We start from the raw sequence: 16,567 nt of genomic DNA, 5'->3' as shown, positions 1-16,567 counted from the left end.
CCAATAAATGTTTTCGTATTCTGTAGTTGGAACACAGTTGTACGTTGGTGATATGCTTTTTATCATGATCAGTTTTCTTATCTTAATGTGGTTAATCAAGATTGTTGCTTGGAAACCACTTACTAAGATGATGCAAGATCGTTCAGATAAAATTGCAAATGATATTGATTCTGCTGAAAAGTCACGTGCAGAAGCTGCTGATTTGGCCGGTAAGCGTCAAGCAGAACTTCAAAACACTCGTGAAGAAGCAAGTGGAATTATCAGTCAAGCTAAGGACTCAGGTCAAAAGCAACGCGACCAGATCATTGATGATGCTCGTCAAGATGCCTCAAACCTTAAGAGTGCCGCTGAACAAGATATCGAACGACAACGGCAAGAAGCATTGGCAAACTCTAAGAAAGATGTGGCAAGTTTATCAGTTGAAATTGCTTCCAAGATCATTTCTAAAGAATTAAACGCTGACGACCAAAAGACTCTCGTTGATTCTTATATTGAAGGGTTGGGAAAGCCAAATGACAGATAATATAACTTCCGCAAAGAAATATGCAAAAGCAATGTTGGAAGTTCTCAAAGAACAAGGCAAGTTAGATGAAGAATATTCTGAACTTGTTTCAGTTCGCCAAATTTTTAAAGAGAACCCTTCATTAGCATCGATCTTGGAAAGTAGTCAAACAAATGCTGACCAAAAGCAATCATTGCTTAAGCCAATTTTGGAAAATGGGTCTGATTTTTTGATCAACCTATTTAATTTGATTGAAGAATATCAACGATATGATGAAGTCACTACCATTGTTGACGAGTTTGAAAAACTTTATAACAAGGAGAATTCAATTGTTCATGCAGACGTTACGTCAGCCACTGAACTGGATTCAGATCAACAATCTAAGATTGCTGATGCCTTTGCTAAAAGAGTTGGAGCTAAAAAGGTTGTTTTGGACACTAAAGTTGATGACAGCATTATCGGTGGAATTGTTTTACGTTCTGAAGATATGTTAATCGATGGCAGTGTTAAAGCTCGAATCGAAAAAGTTAAAGAATTGTTACTAAACTAGCGATATCTATTTTAAAGAGGTGAAATTTATGAGCATTAAAGCTGAGGAAATCAGTGCTCTTATCAAACAACAATTAGAGGGCTATAACAATGAGCTCGACGTTCAAGAAACAGGTATCGTTACTTATGTTGGTGATGGTATTGCGCGTGCTCACGGACTTCAAAATGCGTTGTCAGGAGAGTTGCTCGACTTCGGCCAAGGAATTTTCGGAATGGTTCAAAACTTGGAAGCCAACGATGTTGGTATTACTATTTTGGGTGATGATACCAATATTCGCGAAGGCGATTCCGTTAAAAGAACTGGTCGAATCATGGAAGTTCCCGTTGGGGACGAATTAATTGGTCGGGTTGTTAATTCAATCGGTGAACCAGTTGATGGTAAAGGGGATATTAAGGCAGACGGACACATGCCTATTGAGCGTAAAGCTCCAGGTGTTATGGAACGTCAATCAGTTTCTGAGCCTTTACAAACCGGTATGAAAGCCATCGATTCACTGATTCCTATTGGTCGTGGTCAACGTGAGTTAATCATCGGTGACCGTAAAACCGGTAAAACATCAATTGCTATTGATACGATCTTGAACCAAAAAGATCAAAATATGATTTGTATTTACGTTGCTATCGGACAAAAAGCATCAACTGTTCGTTCATCAGTAAGTACACTTGAAAAGTATGGCGCAATGGATTACACCATTGTTGTTAATGCCGGTCCTTCTGAACCAGCATCACTTCTATACATCGCACCTTATGCTGGTGCCACTATGGGTGAGTACTTCATGCATAAGGGTAAGCACGTTTTGATTATCTATGATGATTTATCAAAACAAGCCGATGCATACCGTGAATTATCACTTATTCTTCGTCGTCCTCCAGGACGTGAAGCATATCCTGGTGATATTTTCTATACTCATTCACGTTTGCTAGAACGTGCCGCTAAGTTATCTGACGAATTGGGTGGAGGTTCAATGACCGCCTTACCAATCGTTCAGACACAAGCTGGTGACGTTTCTGCTTATATTCCAACCAACGTTATTTCTATTACCGATGGTCAGATTTTCTTGGACGCTGACAGTTTCTACTCTGGTGTCCGTCCAGCCGTTGATGCCGGAACTTCTGTTTCTCGTGTTGGTGGAGATGCGCAAATCAAGGCAATGAAGAAGGTTTCAGGTACATTACGTCTTGACCTTGCTTCATACCATGAATTGGAATCATTTGCTCAATTTGGTTCTGACCTTGATGATGCTACAAAGGCTAAGTTGGATCGTGGTGCTAGAACTGTTGAAGTTCTAAAGCAACCTATCCACTCACCAATTCCTGTTGAAAAACAAGTTGTTATTTTGTACGCATTGACTCATGGTTTCTTGGACAAGATTGAAATTGAAGACGTTCTTCGTTATCAAAGCGAATTGTTCGACTTCTTAGATCAATCACACAAAGACTTGCTTGATAACATTGCTAAAACTGGTCAACTTCCAGAAGAAGCTGACATGGATGCCGCTATTAAAGATTTCGAGCAAACTTTCCAACCAACCCAAAAGAATGATCAATCTCAAGCTGTATCAAATGACTAGTTAAGGAGGGTGAGATTACATGGGTGCTTCGTTAAACGATGTTAAACATCGGATCACTTCTACTAAGAAGACGCGTCAAATCACTAATGCCATGGAAATGGTTTCGCAGTCAAAGCTTAACCAAATCCAAAAGCACACGACTAGCTATGATCAATACGCAAGCCAGGTAAAATCGGTAGTTTTACATTTAGCTCAATCTCACTTTTTAGATGGATTGACTAAAACCTCTGGTCATTCAGCTGATAATGATCAATCTTCAACTAAGAGAACTGCTTACATGATTATTACTTCTGATCGCGGAATGGTTGGAAGCTACAATAGTAATGTAATTAGAGAGACAAACCAGTTCATTGACAAACATAGTGGCAATTCAGAAAACTTCCAAATCCTTGCCGTTGGTGGTAATGGAGCTGACTTCTACAAGAAGCAGGGAAGAAACGTATCATACGAATACCGTGGTGTAAGCGATGTTCCAACTTTTAACGAAGTTAGGGAAATTGTTAAGACTGCGACTAAGATGTATGATGACGGTGCTTTTGATGAACTTTATGTCTGTTACGAACACTTTGTTAACCGGTTGACATCTAAATTCAGAGCTGAAAAAATGCTCCCAATTGACAGTGAATCTTTTGAAAGTGAAGCTAGTCAAGATATTGAAACTAAGCAGTTATCTGCTGCTTATGATGTTGAACCATCAGAAAAAGAAGTTTTGAATGTAGTTTTGCCTCAATATTCTGAAAGTTTAGTTTATGGAGCTATTTTGGATGCTAAGACATCAGAGCACGCCTCAAGTGCCACTGCTATGAAGTCTGCATCCGATAATGCTGATGATTTGATCTCAGCACTTGAGCTTCAATATAACCGAGCTCGTCAGGCTGCAATTACTACTGAAATCACTGAAATTACTGGTGGTCAGGAAGCTCTTAGTCAATAGAAATAATTAGATGGAGGAATTAACTAACATGAGTACTGGTAAAGTTGTACAAGTTATTGGACCAGTCGTTGACGTTGAATTCTCCTTGGACGATAAATTACCTGAAATCAACACTGCTTTGAACATCAAGGAAAGCGATGAAAAGACATTAGTTGTCGAAGTTGCTTTGAACTTGGGTGACGGAGTTGTTAGAACCATTGCCATGGACGGAACTGATGGTTTACGTCGTGGAATGGATGTTGAAAATACCGAAGCATCAATTAGTGTTCCGGTTGGTAAGGAAACTCTTGGTCGAGTTTTCAACGTTCTTGGTGAACCAATTGATGGTGGCCCAGAATTTGGCCCAGACGCTAAGCGTTGGCCAATTCACCGTGAAGCTCCAAAATATGATGAATTGAATCCATCAACCGAAATTCTTGAAACAGGAATTAAGGTTATTGACTTACTTGAACCATACATTCGTGGTGGTAAGGTTGGATTGTTCGGTGGTGCCGGTGTTGGTAAAACCGTTCTTATTCAAGAGTTGATTCACAACATTGCTCAAGGACACAATGGTATTTCTGTGTTTACAGGTGTTGGTGAAAGAACTCGTGAAGGTAACGATATGTACTTTGAAATGAAAGGCTCAGGAGTTCTTGAAAAAACTGCGATGGTTTATGGACAAATGAACGAACCTCCTGGTGCCCGTATGCGTGTTGCCTTAACTGGTTTAACACTTGCAGAGTACTTCCGTGATGAAGAAGGTACTGATGTGCTATTGTTCATCGATAACATCTTCCGATTCACTCAAGCTGGTTCAGAAGTTTCTGCCTTACTTGGCCGGATTCCTTCTGCCGTTGGTTACCAACCAACTTTGGCTACTGAAATGGGACAATTGCAAGAACGGATTACATCAACGAAGAAAGGTGCCATTACATCTATCCAAGCTGTTTATGTGCCTGCCGATGATTATACCGATCCTGCTCCTGCAACTACTTTCGCCCATTTGGATGCTACAACCAACTTGGAACGTGCCTTGACTCAACAAGGTATCTATCCAGCCGTTGACCCATTGGCATCAACTTCAAGTGCTTTGGATCCACAAATTGTTGGTGAAGAACATTACGAAGTTGCTAGTGAAGTTCAACACGTGTTGCAACGTTACCGTGAATTGCAAGATATTATCTCAATTCTTGGTATGGACGAATTGTCTGATGATGAAAAGACAATCGTTAACCGTGCACGTAGAATTCAATTCTTCTTGTCACAAAGTTTCTCTGTTGCTGAACAATTTACTGGACTTCCTGGTAAATATGTTCCAGTTTCAGAAACTGTTCGTGGCTTCAAGGAGATTCTTGAAGGTAAGTACGATGACGTTCCTGAAGATGCATTCCGTAACTGCGGACCAATCGAAGACGTTGTTGAAAATGCTAAGAAGATGCAAAAAGCAGCAAGCAATTAAGGAGGGGTTCTAATTGGCTGATAATTCAGTTATTACCGTTAGTATCGTTACTCCTGATGGAAAAGTGTATGATCATTCTGCAGACATGCTGGTTGTTTCAACCAAAGCAGGTCAGCTAGGTATCATGGCAAATCACTTGCCCGTCATTGCCACTTTAGCCGTAGATGAAACTAGGGTTAAATACGATGATAAGGAAGATTCAATTGCTGTGAATGGTGGTTTTTTGGAATTCTCCAATAATACTGCTACAATCGTTGCTGATAGTGCTGAATGCTCAGATGACATCGATGTTGCTCGTGCTGAGAGCGCACGTAAACGTGCAGAGCAAAGAATTGCCGAAGCCCAACAGGCTCACGACAAGGACTCGCTTCTCAGAGCTCAAGTTGCACTTAGAAGAGCGGTTAATCGAATTAATACTGCTAAGAAGTAGCAAAAAAGTCGAATTTAGGTTCGGCTTTTTTTATTGTCTTTATTTTCAATCGATATACTTGTTAATTGTTTTTTAATCGGTACAATAACAGTGTGATTTTGGAAATGGGGGGGATAGTATGACTGACAGAAAAGATGCAGTAGATTCTGAAGAAACCAACGTTTCCATGATGGAGATGTTTAAGTTTGTGTTCTCTAAGGTATTAAAAAAACGGGGAATATTGGTTGTCAACGTGGTAGTTCTTATCTTTATTACTGGACTCCAATTTGTGTTGCCGCAAATAACTCAAAATATTATTGATAAGGTAATTCCTCAAGGTAATATGCAGTACTTACTTGAATCAATCGGTGTTTTGATGTTAAGTGCAGTGCTTTTGGGGGTGCTCAATTATTTTTCCACATACTACATGAGCATAATGAGCCAGGGAGCGATTTATGAGCTCCGGACAGATTTGTACGACTACATTCTTGGGCTTGATACCCATTTTTTTGAATCTAGTAAGACTGGTGATCTGATGGTCCGACTAACCAATGACATTAGCAACCTTCAAAGTTTGATATCAGCAAATATGTTGTCTATGGTTGGCGGGATGTTCACTTTTGTCGGAGTTTATATATTTATATTCATCGTCAATTGGCAAATGGCATTGGCAGTTACAATTACATTTCCACTGATGTTCTTGATTTATCGGATTTTCAGAAGCCGGATCCATAACGCATTTCGCAAGGCAAGGTTGTCACAGGCCCAGATGTCAAACCAGATGCAAAACACTTTAACTGAAATCTCACTAATTAAAAGCTACACCAGTGAGCAGATTGAAGAGGATAGATTTGCAGGACTGGCGGACAAAAACCGCAATAACTTAATTCAGGCAGCACAAAATCAAGCAATGTTCTCGCCCCTAATTTCGTTTGTAAATTATTTAGGGACAGCAATTGTGCTACTCTTAGGGTCGTACTTTGTTATCAATAAAGATTTAATGGTTGGACAAATGGTTGCTTACATTACGTATGTCGGTATGCTGCAAGATCCGATTAGATCATTTGCCATGTTACTTAATCAGTTGCAACAATCGCTAGTTTCATATGGCAGAATTACGGAGATATTGAAACTCGAGCCAGCAATCAAGCAATCTCAAAATGCCGTGGAATTTCCTGAACTTAAAAAGGGTGTCAAAATTGATAACGTTTCGTTTTCTTATGATGAGACCCACAAGGAAAGTGTTCATGATGCGACGTTACACGGGGTCTCATTTGACATCGAATATGGTAAAATGACAGCTCTAGTTGGTCACTCTGGATCGGGTAAGACCACAATTACTAAACTGATTGACCGGCTTTATGATATTCAATCGGGAGATATTTTATTTGATGATGTTCCGATTAAAAAACTGAATATCCAATCGCTTAGGAAAAATATCTCCATTGTTAGCCAAGATATCTTTATGGTTGATGGAACAATCAAAGACAATATTGTGTATGGAAAGCCGAATGCAACAGATGATCAGGTTTGGCAAGTGGCGAAGCTTGCCAATATTGATGAGTTTATAAAGACATTACCGAATGGAATGGATACTCAGATTGGTGAGCGGGGGATTAAACTATCTGGAGGTCAAAAGCAGCGCGTCTCAATTGCTAGGGCATTGCTTAAAGATGCTCAAATTGTAATTATGGATGAGGCAACTGCTAGTTTAGATAACGAGTCTGAAAAGGCTATCCAACATGCCATGAGTACGTTACTTCAAGAAAGAACATCTTTAGTAATTGCTCACCGGCTTTCGACTATTCACAATGCTGATAAAATTGTGGTTTTGGATGATGGAAAAGTTGTTGAACAAGGGACTCACGACGAATTGATCAAGAAAAATGGCGATTATGCCAAGTTGTACAATGCCCAATTTGAATAAAAATCAATGTCACATCTCAACGTTGGGGTGTGATTTTTATTTTGGTCTAGATAATTTGCAAAAAAAGCTAAAAAATCAGGACTTTGACCGTTACTTATGGTAATATGGACTAAGAATTGGGGGCGCTGAAATGTCAATGTTCGGGTTACAATCGTTAATTACGTTGTTTATGTATATTTTTTTCATATTCTTGGCATTTTGGAGCATTAATGAGATTCACATTGAAAGGTATTTACCAATCCGCGCATTACCAGGTAAGTTGTTAATTGTGTTATTATCAATTGCATTAGGATACACGGTGAGTTCATTCTTTCTTTCACTGATTGACAACATCAGGAATCTAGTTTTTTTATTTAAGTGATAAGTAATTGTGGGAGGTTATGGTTTTGGATAAGATTATTGTTCATGGGGGAAACCCATTACGGGGAACGGTACATATTGATGGTGCTAAGAATGCGGTGTTGCCAATTCAGGCAGCTACTATTTTGGCAAGCGAAGGGAAAACTATCATTTCTAACGTACCTTTACTTTCAGATGTATACACAATGAATCAAGTATTAAAATTTTTGAATGTTTCAGTAGATTTTGATGAAGAAACTAACACCATTGAATTTGATGCTAGCAACAAAGTTTCAAGTGAAGCGCCATTTGACTATGTTTCAAAGATGCGAGCTTCAATTGTTGTCATGGGGCCACTTTTGGCAAGACTTGGAAAAGCCAAAGTTGCATTACCAGGTGGTTGTGCTATTGGTTCACGGCCAATTGATCTTCATCTAAAGGGTTTTGAGGCTCTTGGTGCAAAGATTGAACAACATGACGGTTATGTTGAGGCTACCGCGCCAAATGGATTACAGGGTGCAGAAATTTACCTTGATTTTCCAAGTGTGGGTGCTACTCAAAACATCGTGATGGCAGCTACCCTAGCAAAGGGTAAAACTGTTATTCATAATGCAGCTAGAGAACCAGAAATTGTTGATTTAGTTAATGTTTTAAATAAAATGGGCGCCAAAGTTCGTGGTGCCGGTACTGAACAAATTAAAATTACGGGTGTTGAGAGTCTTCATGGCACTGAACATGCCGTTGTCCAGGACAGAATTGAAGCGGGAACATTTATGATTGCTGCTGCTGCAACTCACGGCGATGTGTTCGTTGATGGGGCAATTGCGGAACACAACCGGCCATTGATTCTTAAAATGCGTGAAATGGGTATCACGGTAGTTGAACGCGAAGATGGCATTAGAGTTATCGGTCCAGATGCGCTAAAACCAGTTGATGTTAAAACTCTACCACACCCAGGATTTCCAACAGATATGCAACCACAAATGACGATTTTGCAGTTGTTATCAGAGGGTAGCAGTGCTATGACTGAAACAGTTTTTGAAAACCGTTTTATGCACATGGAAGAACTTAGAAGAATGAATGCTAAGTATACTATTACTGGTCGAACGGTGGTCATGGAAGGTAAGACAGAATTATCTGGTGCAGAGGTTGCAGCTACTGATTTACGGGCTGCCGCTGCATTGGTAATTGCTGGGCTTGCTGCTAAGGGTTACACCCAGGTACGTAACTTACAATACCTTGATCGTGGTTACTATGATTTCCACAAAAAATTAGAAAGCCTTGGCGCAGAAATCAAGCGTGTAACTGTTGATGAAAACAATAAGGTTGTTTCAAAAGCGTTAGTAAACCACTAGCATCTTTTTATTAAACCATTTCAATTAACTTTGAGATGGTTTTTTTCTTGGATTCTTTTGTTGTTTGGTAAAGCATTAAGCACTGCTTAACTTTCTTTAAAAAAAAGCAATAAAGCTGATAGCGAAACAGTCCGCTGGATGTGTTATAATTACAAATTGAGATTATATAGTTTTCGAAAGGAAGTTCATGATGGCAAAAGACATAGGAATCGATTTAGGGACTGCTAACGTGTTGATTTACGTAGCAGGGAAGGGAATCGTTTTAAACGAACCTTCAGTGGTAGCAATCGATACAAAAACAAATCAAGTATTAGCAGTTGGATCAGAAGCTTACCGTATGGTTGGTCGGACTCCAAGTAATATTAGAGCAATCCGTCCACTTAAAGATGGGGTAATCTCTGATTTTGATATTACTGAAGAAATGCTAACTTATTTCATTAACAAGCTTGATGTTAAAGGATTCATGTCAAAGCCTAAGATCATGATCTGTGCGCCAACAAACGTCACTGAAATCGAGAGAAACGCAATTATTCAGGCTGCTGAAAAAGCTGGTGGTGGTCAAGTTTACCTCGAAGAAGAACCAAAGGTAGCTGCGGTTGGTGCCGGAATGGATGTTTGGAAGCCACAAGGTAACATGGTTATTGATATGGGTGGTGGAACTTCTGATATCGCCGTTATTTCATTAGGAGATATCGTTGCCAGCAAATCAATCCGGGTTGCCGGTGATAAGATGAACAGTGAGATTGTTACTTTTATCAAGCAAAAGCACAACCTGGTTATTGGTGAGCACACGGCTGAAAATATTAAGATTGAAATCGGAACTGCTAAGACGGATCCTGAGGATAAGACCGAAATGGAAGTTCGTGGTCGTGACGCTGTTTCTGGAATGCCAAGAGCCATTACCATTACAGCAAACGAAATTGCTGAGGCAATTAACGACACAGTACAATTAATTATCGCTGGGGCAAAAGAAGTCCTCGAAACAATTCCACCTGAACTAGCTTCAGATATTGTTGATCGTGGAGTAATGCTGACCGGTGGTGGGGCATTACTTAGAAACATCGATCAAGTAATTGCGGACGCTCTAACCGTTCCAGTTATCATTTCAGAAAGCCCATTGGACAACGTCGCTAAGGGCGCTGGAATTTTGCTTGAACATTATGTGAAGAATCCGAAAGCAAAGGCACAAAAAGAACAGTAGGGATAAATTGAAACGAATTCTAATTGGTTTAGTTCATGGTTATCAGCATTATATTTCGCCGTTGACTCCACCGTCTTGTCGCTATTACCCAACCTGTAGCAACTATATGCTAGGGGCGGTAAAAAAGCATGGTGCCTTTCTTGGTGCCATTATGGGGACAGCGCGGATTTTGAGGTGCCATCCTTTTGTTAAGGGCGGTTATGACCCAGTTCCCGACAAGTTTACGATTTTTAGAAACAAGAAAGCACGCGACGAATACAGAAAAACAATGAACTTAAAGTAATTATCCAAGGAGAAAACATGAGTAAAGCTAAAGAAATTAATGTAGACATCAATGACACTAAAAATAGTCAAGGACAACCAATATCTGAATTGTTGGTTGGCAAAAAGGTGATTGGAAACATTCGTCAACTTGAAGATAAGAAGTTTGAAGTGGTCAACTTAGATAAGGATGTCTTTCATGTAAAGAGTTTTGATGAGGGTGTTACGACTTTGATCAGACACTTTAATTTGCATCATTAGAATTTTTAAGGAGGGTTTGTTTTGGAAACAAGTCGCAGAAATTCTGATGATAAGTCAAGAATTGACTGGGGAATCGTCCTCTGTGTGCTGATATTGGCATTAGTTGGCCTAGGGTCAATCTATGTTGCTGCATCACACGACACAGGCGGTGCATCAGTGATTAAACAGGTTGTCTCGCAATTAGTATGGTATGTGATTGGTACGGTTGCCGTGGTAATTATAATGCAATTTGATTCAGAACAGCTCTGGAAGGTTGCCCCACTTGCTTACGGACTGGGAATCTTGCTTCTGGCCGCTGTTTTGGTTTTGTATAGTAGGTCTTACTTCCTACAAACTGGTGCCAAAAGTTGGTTTCAATTGGGGCCATTGACGTTCCAACCATCTGAGGTTATGAAACCTGCATACATTTTAATGATGGGGCGGGTAATCGTTGAGCATAACGATAATTATCCCGTCAAGTCCATCAAAAGTGATTGGTTGTTAATTGGAAAGATGATTGCTTGGACTGTACCTGTTGCAGTTCTACTAAAATTACAGAATGACTTTGGTACTATGCTAGTTTTCTTTGCTATCTTAGCCGGGCTGGTAGTAGTCTCTGGTGTCACTTGGAGAATTATCCTACCTGCATTCCTGTTAGTTACGGGAATTGGCGGAACTGCACTAGCTTTGGTCATTCCTGATTCTGGACGTAGGTTACTTGAAAAGGTTGGGTTCCAAGCATACCAGTTTGCGCGAGTTGATACTTGGCTTCACCCTTCATCAGATACTAGTAACCAAGGTTACCAATTGTGGCAGAGTATGAAAGCAATTGGTTCAGGTGGAATATTTGGGACAGGGTTCAATAACTCACACGTTTACGTGCCAGTTAGAGAATCAGATATGATTTTCTCCGTTATTGGAGAGAACTTTGGTTTTATCGGAAGTTGTTTGCTAGTCTTTGTTTACTTCTTATTGATTTATCAAATGATCAAGGTTACTTTCGATACTAGAAACGTTTTTTATGCTAATATTTCAACTGGGGTAATTATGATGATTTTATTCCACGTATTTGAAAATGTTGGTATGAGTATTGGACTTTTACCACTTACAGGTATTCCATTACCATTTGTTAGTGCCGGTGGATCGGCGCTGATTGGGAATATGATTGGGATAGGTTTAATAATGTCAATGCAGTATCACAATAAGAGTTACATGTTTGGTGACGATAAAGAATTCTCATAGGAGTGATTAACATGAACGAAAACTATTACTGGACCGAAGAAAATGATGGTGTTGTTACCGTTGGTTTAACAGATGACGGGCGGAATGAATTGGGTAACATTACTTTTGTATCACTACCCAAAGTTGGCGACAGCTTAAAGAAGACAGATACTTTGATGAATGTTGAAGCTGATAAAGCTGTTTCTGACATTGCAAGTCCGGTTGAAGGTACTGTGATTGAAATCAATGAAGATGCGCTGAGCGATCCTAGTGTTTTAAATAACTCAGACAAAGCTTCCTCATGGGTTGCCAGAATTGAGAAATAATTCTTGACGAGTTATTGTCTTATGTTAAAATTGTATTGGTAAATTATTAGAAATAAATGTCAGGATGAGTAGCGTATTTTTGCTTTGTTAGAGACCTCGGTTGGTGAAAAAGGGGATTGCAAGGTATGTGAAGATGGTCCTGGATTAAAACATGACACTCATGAGCTCTTAGTAAATGAGTGGATGGTTACCGTCCATTACCGCGGATAATACCTTAGGTATTTTTGAGGTCATCTATTTGATGACAAACAAAGGTGGTACCACGAAGCCCTTCGTCCTTTGAACCGTATTCTGGTTCATGGATGAAGGGCTTTTCTTATAAGGAGAGGAATTTATTTGATTACTTTTAAAAATGTCTCGAAACAGTACAACACAAAAGATGGTGATTTGGTTGCTGTTAACGACGTAAACATTAAGGTTGATGACGGTCAGATTTTTGGAATCGTTGGATATTCAGGCGCTGGAAAGAGTACGTTAGTTCGGATGTTGGATGGACTTGAGGCTCCTACCAGTGGTGAAATTGATATTAATGGAACGAATATTGCAAGTTTGTATGGTTCCGCATTAAGGAAGCAACGCCAAAAGGTGGGAATGATTTTTCAGCATTTCAACTTATTATGGTCAAGAACTGTAATTAAGAATGTTATGTTGCCATTGGAAATTGCTGGTGTATCTAAACCCGAGAGAATAAAGCGAGCAAGGCACTTAATTGAATTGGTTGGGTTGCAAGGAAGAGAAAATTCGTACCCTTCAGAGTTGTCTGGAGGGCAAAAGCAAAGAGTTGGGATTGCGAGAGCTCTTGCAAATGATCCAGAGATTCTTATTTCTGATGAAGCTACCAGTGCCTTGGACCCAGATACAACTAATGAAGTCCTCGATTTGTTGTTAAAAATCAATAAGGAAATGAACTTGACCATTCTGTTGATTACTCATGAAATGCACGCGATTACTAAAGTGTGTGATGCGGTCGCTGTGATGGATAATGGTTCGGTAGTTGAGCAGGGATCTGTATTCGAAGTGTTTAGAAATCCTCAAGCAGACGTTACGAAGAAGTTTGTTCAAGAAGAATTCTCTGGTCCTCAAAATGATGCTGATTTAACAGCTTCAGAGCTAGCACAGAAATTTCCAGAAGGAAAAATTGTCCGGTTGGTATTCCATGGACCACAGGCAGAATTGCCAGTTGTTTCAAACGTAATCAAGAAGTTTCCGGATTTGGAAGTTAACATTATTTCTGGTTCGATGCATCAGACTCAAGAAGGGGCAATTGGTTCACTTGATTTACAGATGACTGGAGACATGCCAAAAATTGAGGATGCCCTTGAATACTTACAAACATTAAGAGTTGAAACTGAGGTGATTTCAAATGGCTAATACAGGATTTAGTTCGTTTTTTAAATTTAGTACGGTTAATTGGCCTGATATGTGGAGTGCGACTTGGGAAACCATTTGGATGACCTTGCTTTCCATGGTGGTTGTAATAATCTTAGGAATAATTTTGGGATTGTTTTTATATTTAACGCATGGCAAGAGTAACCCACTGCTGAAAGTCATTAACTGGATCATTGCTATCTTGGTCAATATATTTAGATCAATTCCATACATTATTTTAATTTTATTGGTAATGCCATTTACGAAGGTCGTGACGGGAACCATTATTGGACCGGTCGCTGCCTTACCTTCGCTGATTATCTCAGCGGCACCGTTTTATGCCCGCATGGTTGAATCCTATTTGCGTGAAGTTGACTCAGGGGTTCTTGAAGCTGCCCAATCAATGGGAGCTAATATGTGGGAAATCATCTTTAAAGTTTTGTTGCCTGAAAGTAAGCCGGCCTTGATTGCTGGTGCCACAGTTACCGCAATCTCACTGATTTCATACACGGCTATGGCCGGAGCAATCGGTGCTGGTGGTTTAGGACAGCTTGCTTATCAAGATGGTTTTCAATCGTACAACAATACCATTATCTTAGTTGCCACTGTAATCATTGCGTTATTTGTTTTTGCTGTTCAAGCTTGTGGAGATTTATTCGTTAAGCATACTGATAAACGAACACTTTAATTTGGAGGGAATATCGATGAAGAGAAAAATTTATGGATTTATTGCCGTTGCATTTAGTTTATTGTTACTTGTAGGTTGTTCTTCAAAAAGTAGTGACAAGGGTACTACACTGAAAATTGGGGCTTCTGCAGTTCCTCATGCCCAGATTTTGCGTCACGTGGCTCCTGAATTGAAAAAAGAAGGCGTTAACCTTAAAATTACCACATTCCAAGATTACATCATGCCTAACAAAGCTCTGGCTGGTGGAGAACTTGATGCCAACTACTTCCAACACGTTCCATTTTTAAAGCAATGGAACAAGGAAAATAAAGGTAATTTAGTAAATGCCGGTAGCGTTCATTTGGAACCAATTGGTATTTTCTCAAAGAAAGTTAAGAATTTGAAAGATCTAAAGAAGGGGGCTACGATTTTAGTAAGTAGCAATACTCCTGATTATGGTCGAGTTTTAACTTTATTTAAGGACGCAGGGTTGATCACAATCAAGAAGGGCGTTGATATCACATCTGCAAACTTCAATGATATCGCATCAAACCCTCGTCACCTAAAGTTTAAGCACACATTTGAGCCAAAATTGATGGCTGAAATTTATAAAAACGGTGAGGGTGATGCCGTCGTAATTAACGCTAATTACGCTGTTCAATCTGGTTTGGATCCAAGAAAAGATTCGATTGCACTTGAAAAGCAATCATCACCTTATGCAAATATCGTGGTTACTCGTAAGGGCGATCAAAACAAACCTGCAATTAAGAAATTAATGAAGGCATTACAATCAAAGAGTACTCAAAACTGGATTTCAAAACATTACAAGGGTGCTGTTTTGCCAGTAAAGGCAACTAAATAATTAATTAAAGGTATGGTATATAACCAGGCGCACAGAAAGACTACCGTGGTAATTTTATTTTTTGAAATTATCACGGTTTTTTTGATGGTTCGGCGAGTGGCACGAAGACAGAGACATAGGGGGGGTCAGCAGTGCTCAACACAGTCTCTGTCGCGACTGACCGCCACTATTCGTGTCACTTAGTATGCGTCATCGTTGTGGGGGCACTGAGACGGAATCATGGATTCCTGCAGTGCTCAACACAGTCTCTGTCGCGACTAATCGCCACTATTCGTGTCACTTAGTATGCGTCATCGTTGTGGGGGCACTGAGACGGAGTCATAGATTCCTGCAGTGCTCCCTTTTATTCCGACTAGCTTTAGCTTATGATTAAATCATTGGAGGTAAGACTAATGAAAGAAAAATCAGTATTTCACGTTAATGGATATGCAGGCCTACTTGGGGTAATTATCATGTTGCTTCTGGGAGCATACCTTATTTACTTCGGTTCCACTAACGATTCGGTTTTCATGGTGGTCATTGCTGCCATTGTAATCGTGATTGGACTGTTATTTGCCAGTTCGCTGACGATTATTTCTCCTAATGAAGCTAAGGTCCTCACATTTTTTGGTCAGTACATTGGGACAATAAAGAATGCGGGACTCTACATGACTGTGCCACTAACGAATAAAATGTCAATTTCGTTGAAAGTTAGGAACTTTAACAGTTCGATTATCAAGGTTAATGATTTAAAGGGTAATCCAGTTGAAATTGCCGCAGTAATCGTTTACCGAGTAGTTGATTCTGCTAAAGCGTCGTTTAATGTTGATGCGTATGAGCAATTTGTTGAGATTCAAAGTGAATCTGCCATTCGTCATATTGCTAGCCAGTATCCTTATGACAGCTTTGATGATGACGCTGGGGAAATGACCCTTAGAGGGAACTCAACTTCCGTTTCAGAAGCGCTAAAGGCTGAATTACAGGAACGTTTATCAGTTGCAGGTATCGAAATTGTTGAGACTAGGTTGACTCACTTAGCTTACGCAACGGAAATTGCTAGTGCAATGCTTCAACGACAACAATCAACTGCGATTCTTTCGGCTAGAAAAATCATTGTCGAGGGAGCAGTTTCAATTGCGGAAGACGCTGTGTCCCAAATCGAAGCTGACTTAGGCATCAAAACCACTGATGATCGCAAGTTACAAATGGTAAACAATGTGCTCGTGTCGATAATAAACGAAAAGGGTACTCAAAACGTAATTAATACGGATTCTTTAGAATAGTCTTTTTAAAATGGCGACGAACTTTGTCGGCATTTTTTTGTGAAAAATCAGGGTATAAAGGTGTTTAGAAATGCAATATAAGCGTTTTAATGGTATACTTAAGATTATGAAATATATACGAATGGGATGAAA

The 16,567-nt window shown here is 39.7% G+C and carries 18 protein-coding genes; all 18 read left to right on the top strand.

Annotated elements, in window-relative coordinates; translation table 11 throughout:
* Window positions 1–7 precede the first annotated feature (7 nt).
* The 18 genes from atpF to PL11_RS10050 all read left to right on the top strand — a co-directional run bounded on the left by atpF (window position 8) and on the right by PL11_RS10050 (window position 16,435).
* Window positions 8–523 carry a F0F1 ATP synthase subunit B gene (gene atpF / locus PL11_RS10135; protein WP_035166884.1) on the top strand — a complete coding sequence of 172 codons (516 nt, stop codon included), beginning with the start codon at window positions 8–10 and terminating at the stop codon, window positions 521–523.
* Complete coding sequence (gene atpH, locus PL11_RS10130; RefSeq protein WP_035166885.1) at window positions 513–1,052, top strand: ATP synthase F1 subunit delta; 540 nt, start codon at window positions 513–515, stop codon at window positions 1,050–1,052. Before atpF ends, atpH begins: the two co-directional genes overlap by 11 nt.
* 28 nt (window positions 1,053–1,080) lie before the next feature.
* A complete protein-coding gene (gene atpA, locus PL11_RS10125) occupies window positions 1,081–2,622 on the top strand; it encodes a F0F1 ATP synthase subunit alpha (protein WP_035166886.1) in 1,542 nt (513 codons plus the stop codon).
* Between the two features lie 19 nt (window positions 2,623–2,641).
* Window positions 2,642–3,556 (top strand): F0F1 ATP synthase subunit gamma, encoded by a 915-nt coding sequence (locus PL11_RS10120; RefSeq protein ID WP_035166887.1) that lies wholly within the window; start codon window positions 2,642–2,644, stop codon window positions 3,554–3,556.
* Window positions 3,557–3,584: 28 nt separating this feature from the next.
* The gene (atpD, locus tag PL11_RS10115) at window positions 3,585–4,997 is read left to right on the top strand and encodes a F0F1 ATP synthase subunit beta (RefSeq protein WP_035166888.1); all 1,413 of its coding nucleotides are present in this window, start codon (window positions 3,585–3,587) and stop codon (window positions 4,995–4,997) included.
* Window positions 4,998–5,010: 13 nt separating this feature from the next.
* Complete coding sequence (locus tag PL11_RS10110) at window positions 5,011–5,427, top strand: F0F1 ATP synthase subunit epsilon (protein ID WP_035166889.1); 417 nt, start codon at window positions 5,011–5,013, stop codon at window positions 5,425–5,427.
* Between the two features lie 118 nt (window positions 5,428–5,545).
* Window positions 5,546–7,333: an ABC transporter ATP-binding protein gene (locus tag PL11_RS10105; protein WP_035166890.1), complete on the top strand. Its 1,788-nt coding sequence runs from the start codon at window positions 5,546–5,548 to the stop codon at window positions 7,331–7,333.
* Between the two features lie 130 nt (window positions 7,334–7,463).
* Complete coding sequence (locus PL11_RS10100) at window positions 7,464–7,694, top strand: DUF1146 family protein (RefSeq protein ID WP_035166891.1); 231 nt, start codon at window positions 7,464–7,466, stop codon at window positions 7,692–7,694.
* A 25-nt stretch (window positions 7,695–7,719) separates the two neighbouring features.
* Window positions 7,720–9,027 carry a UDP-N-acetylglucosamine 1-carboxyvinyltransferase gene (gene murA / locus PL11_RS10095; RefSeq protein WP_035166892.1) on the top strand — a complete coding sequence of 436 codons (1,308 nt, stop codon included), beginning with the start codon at window positions 7,720–7,722 and terminating at the stop codon, window positions 9,025–9,027.
* A 190-nt stretch (window positions 9,028–9,217) separates the two neighbouring features.
* On the top strand, window positions 9,218–10,228 hold the full coding sequence (gene mreB, locus PL11_RS10090; protein ID WP_035166894.1) for a rod shape-determining protein: 1,011 nt from the start codon (window positions 9,218–9,220) through the stop codon (window positions 10,226–10,228).
* A gap of 7 nt (window positions 10,229–10,235) precedes the next feature.
* Window positions 10,236–10,511, top strand: coding sequence for a membrane protein insertion efficiency factor YidD (gene yidD, locus PL11_RS10085; protein ID WP_237047495.1), 276 nt, complete (start codon window positions 10,236–10,238; stop codon window positions 10,509–10,511).
* A gap of 17 nt (window positions 10,512–10,528) precedes the next feature.
* Window positions 10,529–10,750, top strand: coding sequence for a DUF2969 domain-containing protein (locus tag PL11_RS10080; protein ID WP_035166895.1), 222 nt, complete (start codon window positions 10,529–10,531; stop codon window positions 10,748–10,750).
* A 21-nt stretch (window positions 10,751–10,771) separates the two neighbouring features.
* Window positions 10,772–11,971 carry an FtsW/RodA/SpoVE family cell cycle protein gene (locus PL11_RS10075; RefSeq protein WP_035166897.1) on the top strand — a complete coding sequence of 400 codons (1,200 nt, stop codon included), beginning with the start codon at window positions 10,772–10,774 and terminating at the stop codon, window positions 11,969–11,971.
* Window positions 11,972–11,982: 11 nt separating this feature from the next.
* Window positions 11,983–12,276: a glycine cleavage system H family protein gene (locus tag PL11_RS10070; RefSeq protein ID WP_035166899.1), complete on the top strand. Its 294-nt coding sequence runs from the start codon at window positions 11,983–11,985 to the stop codon at window positions 12,274–12,276.
* Between the two features lie 336 nt (window positions 12,277–12,612).
* On the top strand, window positions 12,613–13,647 hold the full coding sequence (locus tag PL11_RS10065; RefSeq protein WP_035166902.1) for a methionine ABC transporter ATP-binding protein: 1,035 nt from the start codon (window positions 12,613–12,615) through the stop codon (window positions 13,645–13,647).
* Window positions 13,640–14,332 carry a methionine ABC transporter permease gene (locus tag PL11_RS10060; protein ID WP_035166904.1) on the top strand — a complete coding sequence of 231 codons (693 nt, stop codon included), beginning with the start codon at window positions 13,640–13,642 and terminating at the stop codon, window positions 14,330–14,332. Before PL11_RS10065 ends, PL11_RS10060 begins: the two co-directional genes overlap by 8 nt.
* Before the next feature lie 16 nt (window positions 14,333–14,348).
* On the top strand, window positions 14,349–15,173 hold the full coding sequence (locus PL11_RS10055) for a MetQ/NlpA family ABC transporter substrate-binding protein (RefSeq protein ID WP_035166906.1): 825 nt from the start codon (window positions 14,349–14,351) through the stop codon (window positions 15,171–15,173).
* A gap of 392 nt (window positions 15,174–15,565) precedes the next feature.
* Window positions 15,566–16,435 (top strand): SPFH domain-containing protein, encoded by an 870-nt coding sequence (locus tag PL11_RS10050; protein WP_035166908.1) that lies wholly within the window; start codon window positions 15,566–15,568, stop codon window positions 16,433–16,435.
* Window positions 16,436–16,567 lie beyond the last annotated feature (132 nt).

The organism is Lentilactobacillus curieae (assembly GCF_000785105.2).
In the GTDB taxonomy this organism is placed as follows: Bacteria; Bacillota; Bacilli; order Lactobacillales; family Lactobacillaceae; genus Lentilactobacillus; species Lentilactobacillus curieae.
The sequence above is the reverse complement of the archived record's forward strand: the minus strand, read 5'-3'. Positions and strand labels throughout refer to the sequence as shown.

What these genes read in the sequence shown, in the direction of transcription:
- atpF (WP_035166884.1), top strand. Translation starts at nt 8, where the DNA reads ATGTTTTCGTATTCTGTAGTTGGAACACAGTTGTACGTTGGTGATATG.
- atpH (WP_035166885.1), top strand. Translation starts at nt 513, where the DNA reads ATGACAGATAATATAACTTCCGCAAAGAAATATGCAAAAGCAATGTTG.
- atpA (WP_035166886.1), top strand. Translation starts at nt 1,081, where the DNA reads ATGAGCATTAAAGCTGAGGAAATCAGTGCTCTTATCAAACAACAATTA.
- PL11_RS10120 (WP_035166887.1), top strand. Translation starts at nt 2,642, where the DNA reads ATGGGTGCTTCGTTAAACGATGTTAAACATCGGATCACTTCTACTAAG.
- atpD (WP_035166888.1), top strand. Translation starts at nt 3,585, where the DNA reads ATGAGTACTGGTAAAGTTGTACAAGTTATTGGACCAGTCGTTGACGTT.
- PL11_RS10105 (WP_035166890.1), top strand. Translation starts at nt 5,546, where the DNA reads ATGACTGACAGAAAAGATGCAGTAGATTCTGAAGAAACCAACGTTTCC.
- PL11_RS10100 (WP_035166891.1), top strand. Translation starts at nt 7,464, where the DNA reads ATGTCAATGTTCGGGTTACAATCGTTAATTACGTTGTTTATGTATATT.
- mreB (WP_035166894.1), top strand. Translation starts at nt 9,218, where the DNA reads ATGGCAAAAGACATAGGAATCGATTTAGGGACTGCTAACGTGTTGATT.
- PL11_RS10080 (WP_035166895.1), top strand. Translation starts at nt 10,529, where the DNA reads ATGAGTAAAGCTAAAGAAATTAATGTAGACATCAATGACACTAAAAAT.
- PL11_RS10070 (WP_035166899.1), top strand. Translation starts at nt 11,983, where the DNA reads ATGAACGAAAACTATTACTGGACCGAAGAAAATGATGGTGTTGTTACC.
- PL11_RS10060 (WP_035166904.1), top strand. Translation starts at nt 13,640, where the DNA reads ATGGCTAATACAGGATTTAGTTCGTTTTTTAAATTTAGTACGGTTAAT.
- PL11_RS10055 (WP_035166906.1), top strand. Translation starts at nt 14,349, where the DNA reads ATGAAGAGAAAAATTTATGGATTTATTGCCGTTGCATTTAGTTTATTG.
- PL11_RS10050 (WP_035166908.1), top strand. Translation starts at nt 15,566, where the DNA reads ATGAAAGAAAAATCAGTATTTCACGTTAATGGATATGCAGGCCTACTT.